The following is a 16,194-nucleotide window of genomic DNA, read 5'->3' on the forward strand; positions in this document are numbered from 1 at the left end:
CTAGAATGAGATCCGCAGGGGCCCGCGCGGCGGGCGTCTGCGGACGATGGAATGAACCCCCTCGCAAGAAAGGTGCTCCCGTTTCATGGCACACCAGCAAGAAACGCAACCTGATCAGGCGTTCCACCGCATAGCGGTCGTCGGCTTCGGCCTCGTGGGCGCCTCGTTCGCCGCCGCCGTGCGCGCCGCCTGCCCCGACACGCAGGTGCTGGCCGTCGACGTCGACGAGCGCACGCTGTCCGAGGCGCTCGAGCGCGGCTGGGCCACCGCCGCCGCGCTGCCCGACGACCCCGCGTTCGAGCGCTTCGTCGGCGACGGCTGCGACCTCGTGGTGCTCGCCACGCCCGTGGGCGCGGTCGCGCAGTACTTCGAGGACCTCGCCCGGTGGGACTACCGCGGCATCGTCACCGACACCGCCTCGACGAAGGCGCGCATCACGGCGCTCGCCGCCTCGCTTCTGCCGCATCCCGAGAACTTCGTGCCCGGGCATCCCATGGCCGGCTCGGAGAAGAACGGCCTCGAAGGCGCGCGCCCCGACCTGTTCCAGGGCGCCCACTGGATCCTCTGCCCCGACGCCGACACGCCCGCCGAGCACTTCCCGCGCCTGCACGAGCTGGTCACGTCCATCGGCGCGCGCGTCATCGCGCTGCCGCGCGAGGACCACGACGAGGCGGTGGCCGTGGTCAGCCACGTGCCGCACATCATGGCCTCCTCGCTCGTGCAGCTGGCCAGCCGCCACGCCGACGACCAGCAGGCCCTCATGCGCCTCGCCGCCGGCGGCTTCAAAGACTCCACGCGCATCGCGGCCGGCTCGCCCGAGCTGTGGTGCGGCATCGCCTTCGACAACAAGGACGCGCTGGCCGACGGGCTGGACGAGATCCGCGACATCATCGGCTCGTTCGCCGACGCGCTGGCCGCGGGCGACCGGGCGGCGCTCACCGCGTTGCTGTCCGAGGCGGCCGCCGCGCGCCGCGCGCTGCCGGCCGCCTGGGTCCCCTCGACGGAGCGCCTGCTGGAAGTGCGCATCCCCATGGAGGATCGGCCGGGCGTGGTGGCCGAGGTGACCACCGTCACCAGCTCGGTGGGCTGCAACATCCAGTCCATCGAGATCGACCACGTCACCGAGGACAGCGCCGTGCTCAGCCTCGTCCTGACGGACGAGGGCGACATCGGCCAGCTGTCGGCCCAGCTCATCAACGCGGGATTCTCAGTATCGTTCAGCCCCCTGACGGCAAAGGAGCACACCCATGTCGCATGAAGCAAACGCCACCGTCGTCAACCCCCTGCCGGCGCCCCTGCGCGGGTCGGCGTCGGTTCCGGGCGACAAGTCCATCTCGCACCGCGCCGTGCTGTTCGCGGCCATGGCCGAGGGCACCTCGCGCATCGCGGGCGTGCTCGATTCCGAGGACGTGCGCTCGTCCATCAAGGCCGTCAGCCAGCTGGGCGCGCAGGTGTCGCTCGAGAAGCAGCCCGACGGCAGCCTCGCCGGCGGCATCACGGGGTGGGGGGCGGCCGGCCCCTCGCAGCCCGACGGCCCGATCGACTGCGGCAACTCCGGCACCACGGTGCGCCTGCTCATGGGCGTGCTGGCTCCGTGGAACGTGCGGGTGGAGCTCACGGGGGACGAGTCGCTGCAGCGCCGCCCCATGCGCCGCATCACCGCGCCGCTCATGAAGATGGGCGCGCGCTTCGAGCCCGAGGGGCGCGAGACGCTGCCGCTCGCCGTGTGCGGCTCCACGGGCCTGCGCGCCATCACCTACGACGCCCCGATGGCGTCGGCCCAGCTCAAAACCGCGGTGCTGCTGGCGGGCGTGTACGCCCACGGCACCACCACCCTGAACGAGCCCTCCCCCTCGCGCAACCACACGGAGCTCATGCTGCCCGAGTTCGGCGTGACCACCACGGCCGCCGACCGCACGGCCAGCGTGACGGGCCCCGCGAAGCTCGAGGCCTGCGAGGTGCAGGTGCCGGGCGATCCGTCCTCGGCGGCCTTCCTCGTGTGCGCGGCCGTGCTCAAGCCCGGCAGCTCCATCCAGGTGGAGAACGTCAGCCTGAACACCGCGCGCATCGGGTTCACGCGCACGCTCGAGCGCATGGGTGCCGACATCAGCGTGCGCCACACGGGCGCGGCGGGCAAGGAGCCCTACGGCATCGTCTCGGCGTGCTATACGCCCGCGCTCCACGGCTGCGAGGTGCCGGCCGACAAGATCGCCACCCTCGTCGACGAGGTTCCCGTGCTGGCGCTCGTGGCGGCCCATGCGCGCGGCGTGACCGTGTTCCGCGAGGTCAGCGAGCTGCGCGTCAAGGAAACCGACCGCTTGGCAGCCATCGTGGAAGGGCTTGAGACCCTCGGCGTGGACGCGTGGATCGACGGCAACGACCTGTTCGTGGAAGGCCAGCCGGGCCTGCAGGTGCCCGCCGGCGCCGCGTTCGACTCGAAGAACGACCACCGCCTCGCCATGACGTGGGCGCTCGCCGGCCTGTGCGGCAACGCGTCCGTCGAAGTGGACAACTTCGACTCCGTGAAAATCAGCTACCCGCAGTTCCTCTCCGATATCGAAAGGTTGGCACGATGATCATTGCCATCGACGGCCCCAGCGGGGCCGGCAAGTCGACGGTTGCGAAGGCCGTCGCCCGCGAACTGGACTTCTCCTGCCTCGATACCGGCGCGATGTACCGCGCCATCGCTTGGCAGGCGCTGCAGGACGGCGTCCCCTTCGACGACGACGAGGCGCTCGGCCGCCTGGCGCGCTCCCACGAGATCGCCTTCGCCCACGAGGCGGGCGACCCCGTCCCGCGCCGCGTGTCCATCGGCGGATCCGACGTGACCGACGCCATCCGCACGGCCGAGATCGACCGCGCCGTGAGCCCCGTGTCGGCCGCTCCCTCCGTGCGCGCCGCGCTCGTGGAGCAGCAGCAGCGCATCGGGCGCGCAGGCGACTACGTGGTGGAGGGCCGCGACATCGGCACCACCGTGTTCCCCGAGGCGCCGGTGAAGGTGTTCCTCACCGCGTCGGCCGAGGAGCGCGCGCATCGCCGCGTGCGCCAGAACGTCGATCGCGGCGTGGGCTCCGTCGACTACGACGAGGTGCTCACCGACATCCGCCGCCGCGACGACCAGGACTCGTCGCGCGCCACCTCGCCGCTGCGCCCAGCCGACGACGCCGTGCGCCTCGACTCCACCGGCCGCTACATCGAAGAGGTCATCGAGGACATCTGCGCGCTCGCCCGCGAGAAAGGCGCACGATGAGCCTGCTGCTTCCCTACGAGAAGATGTGGGACATGCCGCTGGGCGGCACGTCCGACGAGAAGCAGGTGCCGCACTGGGCCGGAAACCTCATCTGGGGCTTCTTGGCCTTCGTCTTCAAGATCTGCTTCCGCTATCGCGTCGACAACCGCGAGAGCATCCGCGGGTTCTGGCACAAGAGCGGCGTCGTGGTCGTGGCGAACCACACGTCGTTTCTGGACGTGGCGTTCATGTACATCGTCACGCGTCCGAAGCAGTGGCTGCGCTTCATGGGCCGCGAGAGCCTGTTCGACAACGCCCACGGCCTCGTGGGCCAGATCCTCTCGCGCGTGGGGGCGTTCCCCGTCAAGCGCGACGCGGCCGACCGCACGTCCATCAAGCGCGCCGCGCGCATGCTGAAGAACGACGAGATCGTGGGCATCCTGCCCGAGGGCACGCGCCGCGGCAAGGGGACGAAGACGCCCGAGATCCACTCGGGCGCCGCGTTCGTCGCGAAGATGGGGCACGCGCCCATCCTGCCGATGACCGTGCGCAACGCCGAGAACGTGAAGCGCAAGGGCGAGCGCTTCCGCTTCCCGAAGATCACCATCGAGTACGGCGACCCCGTCCTCGTGGGGGACTTCGACTTCCTGCCGAAGGAGGACCGCCTCGACGGTTGCACGTGGTACGCCATGCGCGAGTGCTTCGCGCTGTCGCTGAACGTGCCGCGCGACGAGGTCGACATGGTCGCGCTGTTCCCCGGCGGCAAGGACTTCACGGCCGTGTTCGCCGAGCATCCCGTGCCGCGCCACACGACGGCCGAGGTGGTGGCCGACATCGAGGCCAAGGCGGCCGCGAAGGCCGCGAAAGCGGCGAAGGAGGCGGAGCCCTCCGCCGAGCACGAGGCGAAGCCTGCGGACGAGGTGCGCGCATGAGGGTGGTGAAGGCGCGCTACGCCGGCGCCTGCTACGGCGTGCAGCGCGCGCTCGACCTGGCCGTCGAGGCGAGCGCGAGCGGCGAGGGCGCGTCCACGCTCGGCCCGCTCATCCACAACCCGCAGGTGGTGGCCGATCTCGCCGCGCGCGGCATCCGCGCTGTCGGCGGCCCCGAGAACGTGGAGCGCGGCTCGGTCATCATCCGCAGCCACGGCGTGACGCCGGCGGTGCGCCGCGCGGTGGAGGAGCGCGAGCTGCCGCTCATCGACGCCACCTGCCCGCACGTGGCCCGCGCGCAGAAGGCCGCCGCCGAGCTCGCGCGCCGCTGCGGCCTCGTCGTGGTGGTGGGGGAGGCCGGGCATCCCGAGGTGGAGGGCCTCGTGGCCCACGCCCGCGAGGCGGGGGGCCGGGTCGTGGTCGTCGCCGAGCCCGAGGACCTTCCCGCCGCGCTCGAGGCCCCGGTGGGCATCGTCGTGCAGACGACGCAGACCCGCGAGGCGCTCGACGCCGTGGTGGCCGCCCTCACCGCGCGCGGCATCGAGGCGCAGGTGAAGAACACCATCTGCTTCGCCACGCGCCAGCGCCAGGAATCGGCCGCGGCGCTCGCCGGCGAGGTGGACGCCATCGTGGTCATCGGCGGCCGCAACTCGTCGAACACGACGCGCCTCGCCGACATCTGCGCCGCTGTCTGCCCGCGCACGCACCACGTCGAAGCGCCCGGCGAGCTCGATCCCGCCTGGTTCGCCGGCTGCGAGAGCGTGGGCGTCACCGCCGGCGCCTCCACCCCCGAGGACCAGATCGCCGCCATAGTGGAGCGCCTGGAGGCCCTATGAGCGCGGACGCCGCCGCGCGCCCGACGCCGCCGGTGTACCCGCCGGCCGACGTCGATCGCGAGGCGGCGGCGAAGCAGTGCGGGGGATGCGCCGCGCGCGGCGAGGCGCCGCGGGCGCTCGTGCGCGCCGTCGCGCCCGACAGCCCGGCCGACGATGCGGGCTTCGAGCCCGGCTGCTACGTGACCACGGTGGACGGGAGCCCGGTGCGCGACCTCATCGACTGGCGCTGGCTGGCGGCCGACGACGTCGTAGAGCTGGGCTACATCGACCTCGACGGCGACGAGGGCATCGTGGAGCTCGAGCGCGGGGAGGGCGAGGACTGGGGCTTCGACTTCGAGGGCGTCGTGTTCGACGGCGTGAGGCAGTGCCGCAACGCCTGCACGTTCTGCTTCATGCGCCAGCTGCCCGACGACATGCGCTCGTCGCTCACGCTGCGCGACGACGACTACCGCCTGAGCTTCCTCGCGGGCACGTTCGTCACCTTCACCAACCTGAAGCCCGAAGACGAGCGGCGCATCGTCGAGCAGCGCATCTCGCCCTTGCGCCTGTCGCTGCACGTGGCCGACGCGCAGGTGCGCCGCCGCATGATCGGCCGGCACGCGCAGCACGGCATCGAGGTGCTGGAACGGCTGCTGGCGGCCGGCATCGAGTTCCACGCGCAGATCGTGCTCGTGCCCGACCAGAACGACGGCGCCGTGCTCGAGGACACGCTGGCCTGGGCGTACGCGCGTCCCGGCATCAAAGACGTCTGCATCGTGCCGCTCGGCTTCACGAAGCACCAGAGCGTGTTCGACCGCAGCTTCAACGACCCGGCGTCCTCGCGCGCCGTCATGGACCTCGTCATCCCATTCCAGCGGCGCGCGCTGGCGGAGCGCGGGAGCATGTGGGCGTTCCCGGCCGACGAGTTCTACCACAACGCCTACGGGCCCGCGCTGCTCGAGAACCTGCCGCCGTCGGCGCACTACGGCGACTTCGGCATGTTCGAGGACGGCGTGGGCATCATCCGCTCGTTCGTCGACGACTGGGAGCAGGCCGAGCGCGCGGGCATCGTGGAGCGCTGCGCCGAGGCCCTGCGCGCCGCCGACGCGCGCGTCCACTACGTGGCCGGCTGCGCCACGCGCCACTTCCTCGGCCCGCTCGTCGCGGCCAGCCCGCTGGCGGGACGGCTCGTGCCGCTGTTCGTGAAGAACGACTTCTTCGGCGGCAACGTGGACGTGACGGGGCTTTTGTGCGGCTGCGACATGACCGACGCCGTGCGCGCCGAGCGCGAGCGCGGCCTGCGGCTGGCCCTCATCCCGCGCGTCGTGTTCAACGACAACGCGGTAACGCTCGATGACATGAGTTTGGAGGATATGGAAAAGCGGGCGGGCGCGCCGCTGGCCGTGGTATCCTGTAACGCGTCGGATTATCTCCTCGAGATCATCGACCTGGTCGGACGAAACGCTCCGACCCCCTGACCGCACCAACCGAAGCAATCTGTGAGGTACCGCATGCCTTTACCCATCGTCGCGGTGGTCGGACGGCCGAACGTCGGCAAGTCCACCTTCGTCAACCGCATAGCCCAGGCCGACGAGGCCATCGTCCACGAGATGCGCGGCGTCACGCGCGATCGCTCCTACCATGAAGCCGACTGGAACGGCGTCGATTTCAAGCTCATCGACACCGGCGGCATCGAGATGGGGGACGACGACGCCTTCCAAGGCTCCATCCGCAACCAGGCGCTGGCCGGCGCGAACGAGGCCGACGTCATCCTGTTCATCGTGGACGGCAAGACCGGCGTCAACGCCGACGACGAGGCCGTGGCGCGCATCCTGCGCAAGACGTCCAAGCCCGTCTTCCTCGTGGTGAACAAGCTGGACACGCCGAACCGGGAAGACGAGATCTGGGAGTTCTACCAGCTGGGCCTCGGCGACCCGTGGCCGGTCTCGGCCATGCACGGCCACGGCACGGGCGACCTGCTCGACGCGGTGGTGGAGGAGCTCGAGAAGGTGGAGCGGCCCGCCGACGCCGACGAGGACGACGGCATCAACGTGGCCATCATCGGCCGCCCGAACGCGGGCAAGTCGTCACTCACGAACAAGCTCACCGCGAACGACCGCTCCATCGTCTCCGACGTGGCGGGCACGACGCGCGACGCCATCGACACGCACATCGTCCACGACGGCCAGCGCTACACCATCGTGGACACCGCGGGCCTGCGCCGCAAGAGCCAGATCGACGCGGACGTGGAGTACTACGGCTTCGTGCGCGCCATGCGCGCCATCGACCGCGCCAACGTGGCGCTGCTCGTCATCGACTCCACGCTGGGCCTCACCGACCAGGACCAGCGCGTCGCCGGCTTCGCGGCCGAGCGCGGCTGCGCCATGGTCATCGTGCTGAACAAATGGGACCTCATCGAAGGCCCCGAGGCGAAGGCGGAGATCCGCGAGCGCATCGCCGACCGCCTCACGTTCGTGGGCTACGCGCCGGTCATCGCCATCTCGGCGCTCACCGGCAAGAAGGTCGACCGCATCTGGGACGCCGTCAACACGGCCTACGAGAACTACAGCCAGACCATCCCCACGAACCGCCTGAACACGTGGCTCGCGGGCATCCGCGAGTTCGGCCACACGGTGAGCAAGGGCAAGGCGGTGCTGCGCATGAAGTACGTGACGCAGACGGCCACGTGCCCGCCGCAGTTCACGTTCTTCGCGAACCGCCCCGACCTCGTGGACGACAACTTCGAGCGCTACCTCGAGAACCGCCTGCGCGAGGGCTTCGACCTCGTGGGCACGCCGGTCAGAATCAAGTTCAAGAAGAAGGATTAAGGAATCATGGGGGATTTGCTGGTTGCGGCCGGGCTGTTCGCGGCCGCGTTCCTGTTGGGGTCCATCCCCTTCGGGCTGATCATCTCGAAGGTGTTCTACCATACCGACCTGCGCGAGCACGGCAGCGGCAACATCGGCACCACGAACGCCATCCGCACGATGGGCAAGGTGGGCGGCTACTCCGTGTTCGTGCTCGACTTCGGCAAGGGCCTGCTGTCGGGCGTGCTGGCCTGGGCGTTCAGCACGTGGTTCCTGCCGGGCGGCGGGTTCGAGCCCGGGGCGCTCGTCACGTACGACACCATGCTGGCCGTGGCGTTCCTCGGTTGCGTCTGGGGCCACATCTTCTGCCCGTGGCTGGGCTTCAAGGGCGGCAAGGGCATCGCGGTGGCGGTGGGCTGCCTGTTCGTGACGTTCGGCTGGGTCGGCGCCTGCCTCGAGCTGCTCATCTTCATCGTGCTCGTCGTGGCGACGAAGCGCGTGTCCATCGGCTCCATCGCGGCAGCGGCCGCGTGCCCGTTCTTCGCGCTGTACTTCTTCTGGGGCGATTGGCTGGCCTGGCTGTTCTGCACCGTGGCGGGCCTGACGGTGGTCTGGGCGCACCGCGAGAACATCAAGCGCCTGGTCGCCGGCACCGAAAGCAAGATCGGCGACAAGAAGAAAGCGTAGGCGACCATGAAGATAGCCGTTATCGGGGCGGGGTCGTGGGGGACGGCGCTCGCGCAGCTGCTGGCGGGCAACGGCCACGAGGTGGGGCTGTGGGCCCGCAAGCCCGAGGTGGTGCGCTCCATCAACGAGAGCCACGCGAACCCGCGCTACCTGAGCGACGTCGCCCTGTCCGAGAACATCGTGGCCTCGACCTCGTACGAGGACGCGCTGGCGGGGGCGGCGGCCGCCGTCATCGTGACGCCGTCGAACCTCATGCGCGACGTGGCCTGCACGCTCGCCGACGCGGTGGACGCCGACTTCCCGGTGATCATCTGCTCGAAGGGCGTCGAGGAGGGCAGCGGCCTCTTGCCTGTGGAGGTGTTCGAGGCCGAGATGGGCAACGCGAGCCGCCTGGCCGTGCTGTCGGGCCCGAACTTCGCCGCGGAGGTCATCCGGGGCATCCCGTCGGGCACCGTCATCGCCAGCTCGGACGAGGGCACGGCGACGTTCTTCCAGGAGCTGTTCGCCTCCGAGACGTTCCGCACCTACGTGAGCGACGACGTGTGCGGCGTGGAGCTGTGCGCGGCGTTCAAGAACGTGATCGCCATCGCCGTGGGCGTGTCCTACGGCCTCGGCTACGGCGACAACACGGCCGCCATGCTCATGACGCGCGGCCTGGCCGAGATGAGCCGCCTCGTCGTGCGCTGCGGCGGGCAGGCCATCACGTGCATGGGGCTGGCCGGTACGGGCGACCTCGTGGCCACGTGCACCTCGGAGCATTCGCGCAACCGCCGCTTCGGCAAGCTGCTGGCCGAGGGCGGCACGCTCGACGAGTTCACCGCGCAGACGCACATGGTGGCCGAGGGGGCGCTGGCGTGCAGGACGCTCGAGACGCTGGCCGGCCACTACGACGTGGAGCTTCCCATCACCGACGTCGTGCGCAGCATCGCCTGGGAGGGCGCCGACCCGCACGACGTGGCGCAGACCCTCACGAGCCGCCCCCTCACCACCGAGTTCTACGGGCTGTAGGGGCGCGCGTCACGCCGGGCGCTTGCGGGCGACGAAGCGCAGGCGCCGGTAGTCGGCCGTCCAGCGGCGCTCCGCGGCGTCCCAGAGCTCGTCGCGGCAGGCCGCTTCGTACTCGTCGAGGACGGCGGCGCGCTCGACGGCGTCGAGGCCCTCGAGGCTGCCCGCGTAGAACTGCTCGGCGAACAGGCGCAGCCCCGCCGCTCCGCCCGCGAGCGGGGTGGGGCGGTCGAACGAGCGCAGCGACACGACGTCGAACCCCGCCGCGGCGAGCCGCTCTCCCTGCTCCTCGTCGCGCGGGAAGCAGAACGGCTCCGCGAAGGCGCGCCCGCGCTTCTCGAGCGCGGCGGCGATGCCCGCGCGCATGCAGGCGTTGTTCCCCGCGCCGCCCATCTCGGCCACGAGCACGCCTCCGTCGGCGAGCGCGCGGGCCACGCTGGCCAGCAGCGCGTCCTGGTCGGGTATCCAGTGGAACACCGCGTTCGAGAACGCCACGTCGAACGCGCCCTCGAACGGCAGCGCGCACGCGTCGGCGACGCGCACGTCGGCGCGCGGGTGCGCGTCGCGCGCGCGGGCGACCATGGCGGGGGAGGCGTCGACGCCCACCGCGTCGCCGATCTCTCCGAGGGCGTCGAGGTGGGCGCCCGTGCCGCAGCCGACGTCGAGGATGCGCAGCGCCCGCCCGCCGCCGTCCTCGCGTTCGCGCGCGATGGCGCGCACGAGGTCCACGAGGTCGTTGCCGTAGGCGCCGACGAAGCCGTGCTGCCGGTCGTAGAGCTCCGCATCCCAATCCATGGTCCCGCCCTTCTTCCTGAGGAAAACCGTCGTATTCTTTCGCACGGGCAACAAGGCGTTGACCGGGGTTTTACCGAACGCGCGAACGTATTGTGGCATCGCGGGAGTGCGGGTACTCTAGTCCTTGCCAGCACAACACGGCAATTGACAACCTATCCGAGCGCCCGTCGTCTCGTCTCTCGTGTGAACCCCCCCCCTCTCTCTCACTCTCTCAAACCTCCGACGGGCCGTCAGCATACGCACCTTCCCCTTCTCCTCTGTGCGTACTGCATAGCCTCCCTTGGGTCCCCCCAACCCAAGGGAGGCTTTTTATTGCCCGCATACCCTGCGGCGGCAACGCGGCAACGCGACGCCCGGCTGCCTACCGGTCGAGCAGGGCGTCGGCTTCCCGGTACCTCGCCACGTCCACGTCCAGCTTCGCCAGCTTCACGATGCCGGTCCAGGGCGCGGTGGCGGACGCGACGAGGCCCGGCTTGAAGGCGAGCATCGTCACCGTCATGTCGGCCGCGAACGCGGGACGCGCCACGGCGCCGGTCTGGGCCGCAAGGCCGCTCGGCACGTCGACGGCCACGGCGAAGGGCGCGTCCTTGACCTTCGCCGGCAGCGAGCGCCGCGCCCGCACGTGGTCGCCGCGCTCGTGCGTGCGCTTGCGATGCCGCCCGCGCCCCTTGCCGCGCGATCCCTCGAAGCGACGGCGGTTGGCGGCGCGAATCCAGCTCGCGTACGGCTCGCGCACCTCGTCGCCGGAGAAGCCGGTGCCCAGCAGCGCGTCCACCACGGCCTCGGCCCGGTCGATAGCGTCGGCCAGCACGTCGGCGTCGGGCGCGATGAGCACCGAGAGCGGCAGGCCGTCCTCGGCCGCCTGCGCGAACGCGTCGAGGGCCGTGGTGCGCGCAGGCTCGGCGTGCAGGCGCTCGGCCAGGTCGGAGGCCACGAGGGTCACGGGGTAGCCGGCTTCGGCCAGCGTGCGCGCCACCACCCAGCCGTCGCCGCCGTTGTTGCCGGAGCCCGCCAGCACCACGACGGGCGCGGGGTCGGGCACCCAGGCGCGCACCTCCTCGGCCACGGCGCGCCCCGCGCGGTCCATGAGCTCGATGAGCGGCGTGCCGTCCTCGGCGATGGCGCGCTCGAGCGCGGCCACCTCGTCCACGTCGAGCACGGCTCGCCGTTCGCGGGCCAGCTCCACGCCGGCCTGGGTCATGACGCGCGTGTTCGACAGCACGCCGTTCAGCATGACGAAGGGCTGTTTCAGGCGCCACGAGCGCACGGCGCGCGCCGCGAGCGAGACGCCCCAGGCGACCATGAGCACGACCCAAGCCAGCATGAGGGCCGCCTGGTGCTGCGCCGCGAACCCGACGAGCGAGCCCATCTCGCTCGTCGTCGCGGGATCGAGCTCCGCCACCCCGTTCAGGACGGCGAACGGCGCCCAGATCATGAGGTACAGCAGGCCGTAGCGCGCGAGGTACTGGTACCAGTGCGCGCGCGACGCGTCCGAGCGCACGATGCGCAGCCGCAGCAGCTTCTGCCCGAGCGTCTGCCCGCGCGTCAGGACGGGCACGATGACGAAGAACGTCCCGAGGACGAGCAGGTCGAGCCCGTACGCGGCGGCGTTCCAGACGCCCTCCTGCGCGATCAGCCGGTCGGCCACGCCCGATCCCGCCACGCCGAACAGGAGCACGAGCGAGACGGCGAACACGATGAGGGCGTCGATGAGGAAGGACAGGGCGCGCTTCGTCACGCTGGCGCGCATGCCCGCCTCGCGCGCCTCCTCGTTCACGAGGCGGATGTCGGGCAGCACGCGCATCGCCGGGCCCACCATCCAGAAGCCCGTCATGGCGCCCAGCGTGTTCATGATGAGGTCGTCCACGTCGAAGAGGCGGTACGGGTGTTCGTAGAGGCCCCACAAGCCCGTGAGCTGCGTCGTCTCGAACGACAGCGTCACCAGGAAGCCGATGATGAGCGTCTGCCACCACGTGCGGCGGAAGTAGTAGCGCAGGTACATGCCCAGCGGCACGAGCAGCAGCACGTTGAAGAACGCCTCGTAGATGTACGGGTCGCGCAGCGTGGCCAGCCAGGTGGAGGGGTCGCCGATCGAGAACGAGGTCTCGGCCAGGAACTCGTGCACGAAGTTGAACGGCACGAGCTGGGGCGTCTGCGCGTAGGGCACGATGGCCGAGCGGTCCTCGGGCAGCGGCAGCAGCACGAGGAAGTAGGCGCACAGAAGGTAGAACACGAACGAGTACACCACGAGCGTGCGCAGCCAGGGGATGGACCCGAACTTGCGGTACTGGTAGACCATGTAGGGCAGCGTGATGAGGAAGGCGATCAGGGGGAACGAGAGCGCGGCCGTGAAGATGTTGGAAACGTAGACGTTCATGCGGGAGGGTGCCTTTCGGGGTTCGGGACGGTTGCGGGCGAGCGGCGGGTCGGGGGCCGGCGTGCCGGAGGGCGGCAGGCGGGCGGGTCAGCGGCCGTCGTGCGCGCCTGCGCGCTCGAGGGCCAGCAGCGCGCCGCGCAGCCGGGCGTTCGGGCCGATGGGCGCGCCGCCCGCGCCCACGATGCGGTGGTCGGGCACGAGCACCGCCAGCGGGTTCTTGTGCACGGCGCTGCCCACCGCCCGGTAGGACGTGGGCTTGTCGAGCAGCGCGGCCACGTCGGCCGTGGTGAGCGTCTGCCCGTACGGGATGCGCTCGATGGCGCTCCATACGGCCAGCTGGAAGGGGGTTCCATCGGGGGCGAGGGGCACGTCGAAGGCGCGCCTCTTGCCGGCGAAGTACTCGAGCAGCTCGGTGGCCGTGCGGTTCGCCAGCTCGCTCGGACGGCGCTCGCCGGGCAGGGGCGCGTCGCCGAACACGACGCGGGTCACGCCGCGCTCGTTCGCGGCGATGGTGACCGGGCCGTGCGGCGTCCGATATGCGTAGTGCGTGCCAGCGCGTGCAGCCATGGAGCCTTCTTCCAGAGGGGGCTTTCATTATAATGCAGCGCGCGCCTGAGCGGGGAAGCGGTTGATCCCCGCCGTCATCGTGTTGTTTTCCTCCATCGCCCGCGGCACCGCTGCGGCGGGCGGGGCCCTTGCGCTAGAATGGGCGCAACAACGATGAGGAAGGACTTGAGCATGTTCGAACCGGTGAAGATCGCACCATCCATCCTGTCGGCCGACTTCATGCACCTGGGGCGCGACATCGAGCTCATCGAGCGCGCGGGCGCGGGGTACGTGCACGTCGACGTGATGGACGGCCATTTCGTGCCCAACCTCACGATGGGCGTGCCCGTCGTGAAGCAGCTGAAGAAGGCCACGGATCTGCCGCTCGACGTGCACCTCATGATCTCGAACCCGCTGGAGCAGCTTCCCTGGTTCCTCGACGCGGGGGCCGACTCCGTCACCGTGCACGCCGAGGCGCTCGACGCCGACGGGCTGGCGCGCGCCATCGCCGCCATCCACGCCGCGGGCGCGTCGGCCGCCGTCTCGCTCAAGCCGCGCACGGCGGCGGGCGCGCTCGCGCCCGTGATCGCCGACGTGGACATGGTGCTCGTCATGAGCGTGGAGCCGGGCTTCTCGGGCCAGAGCTATATCGAGGGCAGCGACGCCAAGGTGGCGCGCATCGCCGAGATGGCGCGTGCCGTGGGGGCCGCGCCGCTCATCCAGGTGGACGGCGGCATGGGCGTGAAGACGGCGCCCCTCGTGGCCGCCGCCGGCGCCGACGTGCTCGTGTGCGGCAACGCCGTGTTCGCGGCCGAGGACCCGGCCGCCGCGTTGGCCGCCGTGCAGGCCGCGGCCGACGAGGCGCGCGCCGCCGCGCTGGACAGCGCGAAGGAGGCGTAGGCGCGATGGCCTCGATGCCCGAAGACTACGTGTACCTCGACTACGCCGCCACGGCGCCGCTTTGCGAGGAGGCCGCCGCGGCCATGGCGCCCTACTTCGTGCCCGGGCGCGCGAACCTCGCGGCAGGCGGCAACGCCAACTCGCTCCACGCCCCCGGGCGCGCCGCGTTCGCCGCGCTCGAGGACGCCCGCAAGTCCATCGCCCGCGACCTGGGCGCGCGCCGTCCCGACGAGATCGTGTTCACGGGCGGCGCCACCGAGGCCGACGACGCGGCGTTGTTGGGCATCGCCCAGGCGGCCGCCGACGAGCGCCGCCGGCGCGGCGCGGGCGCGTTCGCGCCGCACGTCGTCGTCACCGCGGTCGAGCACGACGCCGTGCTCGCGCCCGCGAAGCGCCTCGAGGCGCAGGGTTTCCGCGTCACGCGCCTCGTGCCCGACCGCCGGGGCTTCGTCGAGGTGCGCGCGCTGGAGGCGGCGCTCGACGACGACGTGGTGCTCGTGTCGGTGCAGGCCGCCAACAGCGAGGTGGGCAGCGTCCAGCCCATCGCCGAGCTGGCCCGCGTCGCGCACGCGGCCGGCGCGCTGTTCCACACCGACGCCGTGCAGGCGCTGGGGAAGGTCCCCGTGAACCTCCAGGAGCTCGACGTGGACGCCGCGTCGTTCTCGGCCCACAAGGTGGGAGGCCCCAAGGGCGTCGGCGCGCTGTACCTGCGCGCCCGCACGCCGTTCCAGGCGTACGCCATCGGCGGCGGCCAGGAGAGCGGGCGGCGCAGCGGCACGCAGAACGTGGCCGGCATCGTCGGCTTCGCGACGGCCGTGCGCGCGGCGTGCGCGATGCAGGAGGACGAGGCAGCGCGCCTGCGCGCCCTGCGCGACAAGCTGTACGCGCAGCTGGGCGCGTTCGACGCGGTGGAGGCCACCGTGGACGTGGAGCCGGGCAGCCGCGACTTCCTGCCGAACATCGTGCACGTGCTGGTGGACGGCCTGGAGAGCGAGACGCTCATCCTGCGCTTCGACATGCAGGGCTTCGGCGTGTCGGGCGGGTCGGCCTGCTCGTCGCACTCGCTCGAGCCGAGCCACGTGCTGCGGGCGCTCGGCATCGACGCCGACCGCGCGCACGGCGCCCTGCGCATCTCCCTGGGGCGCTACACCACCGAGGCCGACGTCGACGCCTTCGTCGCCGCCACGGCGAAGACCCTTGCCTGGAACTGAGAACCGATAGCCGACTACCGATACCCGAGACACGTCGAGGAGCGCAGCGCCCATGGAACTGGTCACCACCCACACCCACACCTGCTTCACCAACCACGGCGAGGGGACGGTGGAGGAGCTCGTGTCCGCCGCCGTCGCGGCGGGCGTGTCCACCATCGCCGTCACCGAGCACTACCCGATGACCGCGGCGCTCGACCCCGACCGCTACCTGTCGATGCCCGCCGAGCGCATGGGGGACTACCTCGCCGCCATCGAGGCCGCGCGCGCGGCCCATCCCGAGATCGAGGTGATCGCCGGCTGCGAGATGGACTGGCTGGGCGACGACGAGGACCGCGTCATCACGGCGGAGGATCTCGCCCCGTTCCAGCTCATCCTGGGCTCCGTGCACTTCGTCGACCGCTGGCCGTTCGACGACCCCGCCCAGCGCGGGCGCTGGGACGAGGTGGGCGCCGACGATATCTGGCGGCGCTACTTCGAGGTGTGGTGCGAAGCCGTCTCCTCCGACGCGCCCTTCCACGTGATGGCGCACCCCGACCTCGCCAAGAAGTTCAACTTCTACCCCAGCTTCGACCCGCAGCCCCTCTACGACCGGGCGGCCGAGGCGTGCGCCGCGGCGGGGCGCATGGTGGAGGTGAACACGTCGGGGTCCTACTACGCCTGCAAGGAGATGTTCCCCGCGCCGGCGCTCTTGGCCGCGTTCTGCCGCGCCGGCGTGCCCTGCACGGTGGGCACCGACGCGCACGTGCCGTCGAACGTCGCGCGCGACATCGAGAAAGCCTACCGCCTCATGTACGAGGCGGGTTATAGAACGGTAACGGTCCCGACAGCCGACGGCGACCGCCGAACCATCGCAATCGAGTAACGTGGGTTCGAACGACCTGTTCGAACACGAG

15 protein-coding genes are annotated in these 16,194 nt (G+C 71.1%); 12 read left to right on the forward strand and 3 right to left on the reverse strand.

The features are described from left to right. Positions 1–85 precede the first annotated feature (85 nt). The 9 genes from H8S61_RS00365 to H8S61_RS00405 are packed head-to-tail and all read left to right on the forward strand — an operon-like array spanning position 86 to position 9,475. On the forward strand, positions 86–1,258 hold the full coding sequence (locus tag H8S61_RS00365; RefSeq protein WP_160941794.1) for a prephenate dehydrogenase/arogenate dehydrogenase family protein: 1,173 nt from the start codon (positions 86–88) through the stop codon (positions 1,256–1,258). Then, complete coding sequence (gene aroA / locus H8S61_RS00370) at positions 1,248–2,576, forward strand: 3-phosphoshikimate 1-carboxyvinyltransferase (RefSeq protein ID WP_186937528.1); 1,329 nt, start codon at positions 1,248–1,250, stop codon at positions 2,574–2,576. The genes H8S61_RS00365 and aroA overlap by 11 nt, the downstream gene beginning before the upstream one ends. After that, positions 2,573–3,250 (forward strand): (d)CMP kinase, encoded by a 678-nt coding sequence (gene cmk, locus H8S61_RS00375; RefSeq protein WP_160941792.1) that lies wholly within the window; start codon positions 2,573–2,575, stop codon positions 3,248–3,250. Before aroA ends, cmk begins: the two co-directional genes overlap by 4 nt. Further along, on the forward strand, positions 3,247–4,161 hold the full coding sequence (locus H8S61_RS00380) for a lysophospholipid acyltransferase family protein (RefSeq protein WP_186937530.1): 915 nt from the start codon (positions 3,247–3,249) through the stop codon (positions 4,159–4,161). Before cmk ends, H8S61_RS00380 begins: the two co-directional genes overlap by 4 nt. Continuing rightward, complete coding sequence (gene ispH, locus H8S61_RS00385) at positions 4,158–4,994, forward strand: 4-hydroxy-3-methylbut-2-enyl diphosphate reductase (protein WP_186937531.1); 837 nt, start codon at positions 4,158–4,160, stop codon at positions 4,992–4,994. The genes H8S61_RS00380 and ispH overlap by 4 nt, the downstream gene beginning before the upstream one ends. Then, entirely contained in the window at positions 4,991–6,451 is a 1,461-nt protein-coding gene (locus H8S61_RS00390; protein ID WP_186937533.1) for a DUF512 domain-containing protein, read from the forward strand. Before ispH ends, H8S61_RS00390 begins: the two co-directional genes overlap by 4 nt. Positions 6,452–6,484: 33 nt before the next feature. Then, entirely contained in the window at positions 6,485–7,801 is a 1,317-nt protein-coding gene (der, locus tag H8S61_RS00395) for a ribosome biogenesis GTPase Der (protein ID WP_186937535.1), read from the forward strand. Positions 7,802–7,807: 6 nt separating this feature from the next. Beyond that, positions 7,808–8,467 carry a glycerol-3-phosphate 1-O-acyltransferase PlsY gene (gene plsY / locus H8S61_RS00400; RefSeq protein ID WP_186937537.1) on the forward strand — a complete coding sequence of 220 codons (660 nt, stop codon included), beginning with the start codon at positions 7,808–7,810 and terminating at the stop codon, positions 8,465–8,467. A 6-nt stretch (positions 8,468–8,473) separates the two neighbouring features. Then, positions 8,474–9,475: an NAD(P)H-dependent glycerol-3-phosphate dehydrogenase gene (locus tag H8S61_RS00405; RefSeq protein WP_186937538.1), complete on the forward strand. Its 1,002-nt coding sequence runs from the start codon at positions 8,474–8,476 to the stop codon at positions 9,473–9,475. A gap of 9 nt (positions 9,476–9,484) precedes the next feature. On the opposite strand, the gene H8S61_RS00410 is transcribed toward H8S61_RS00405, so the two are convergent. The 3 genes from H8S61_RS00410 to H8S61_RS00420 form a co-directional block, all read right to left on the reverse strand. Next, positions 9,485–10,267: a class I SAM-dependent methyltransferase gene (locus H8S61_RS00410; protein WP_186937540.1), complete on the reverse strand. Its 783-nt coding sequence runs from the start codon at positions 10,265–10,267 to the stop codon at positions 9,485–9,487. A 361-nt stretch (positions 10,268–10,628) separates the two neighbouring features. Then, positions 10,629–12,644, reverse strand: coding sequence for an NAD(P)H-hydrate epimerase (locus tag H8S61_RS00415; RefSeq protein WP_186937542.1), 2,016 nt, complete (start codon positions 12,642–12,644; stop codon positions 10,629–10,631). Between the two features lie 87 nt (positions 12,645–12,731). Continuing rightward, complete coding sequence (locus H8S61_RS00420) at positions 12,732–13,211, reverse strand: methylated-DNA--[protein]-cysteine S-methyltransferase (RefSeq protein ID WP_186937544.1); 480 nt, start codon at positions 13,209–13,211, stop codon at positions 12,732–12,734. A 171-nt stretch (positions 13,212–13,382) separates the two neighbouring features. Here H8S61_RS00420 and rpe point away from each other — a divergent pair, with 171 nt between their 5' ends. Genes rpe through H8S61_RS00435 form a run of 3 tightly spaced genes read left to right on the forward strand, consistent with a single transcriptional unit; the run spans position 13,383 to position 16,163 of the window. Continuing rightward, a complete protein-coding gene (gene rpe / locus H8S61_RS00425) occupies positions 13,383–14,090 on the forward strand; it encodes a ribulose-phosphate 3-epimerase (protein ID WP_160941782.1) in 708 nt (235 codons plus the stop codon). Positions 14,091–14,095: 5 nt separating this feature from the next. Beyond that, positions 14,096–15,301 (forward strand): cysteine desulfurase family protein, encoded by a 1,206-nt coding sequence (locus H8S61_RS00430; protein WP_186937546.1) that lies wholly within the window; start codon positions 14,096–14,098, stop codon positions 15,299–15,301. Positions 15,302–15,353: 52 nt separating this feature from the next. Further along, a complete protein-coding gene (locus H8S61_RS00435; RefSeq protein ID WP_160941780.1) occupies positions 15,354–16,163 on the forward strand; it encodes a histidinol-phosphatase HisJ family protein in 810 nt (269 codons plus the stop codon). Positions 16,164–16,194 lie beyond the last annotated feature (31 nt).

The organism is Eggerthella hominis (assembly GCF_014287365.1).
GTDB lineage: Bacteria > Actinomycetota > Coriobacteriia > Coriobacteriales > Eggerthellaceae > Eggerthella > Eggerthella guodeyinii.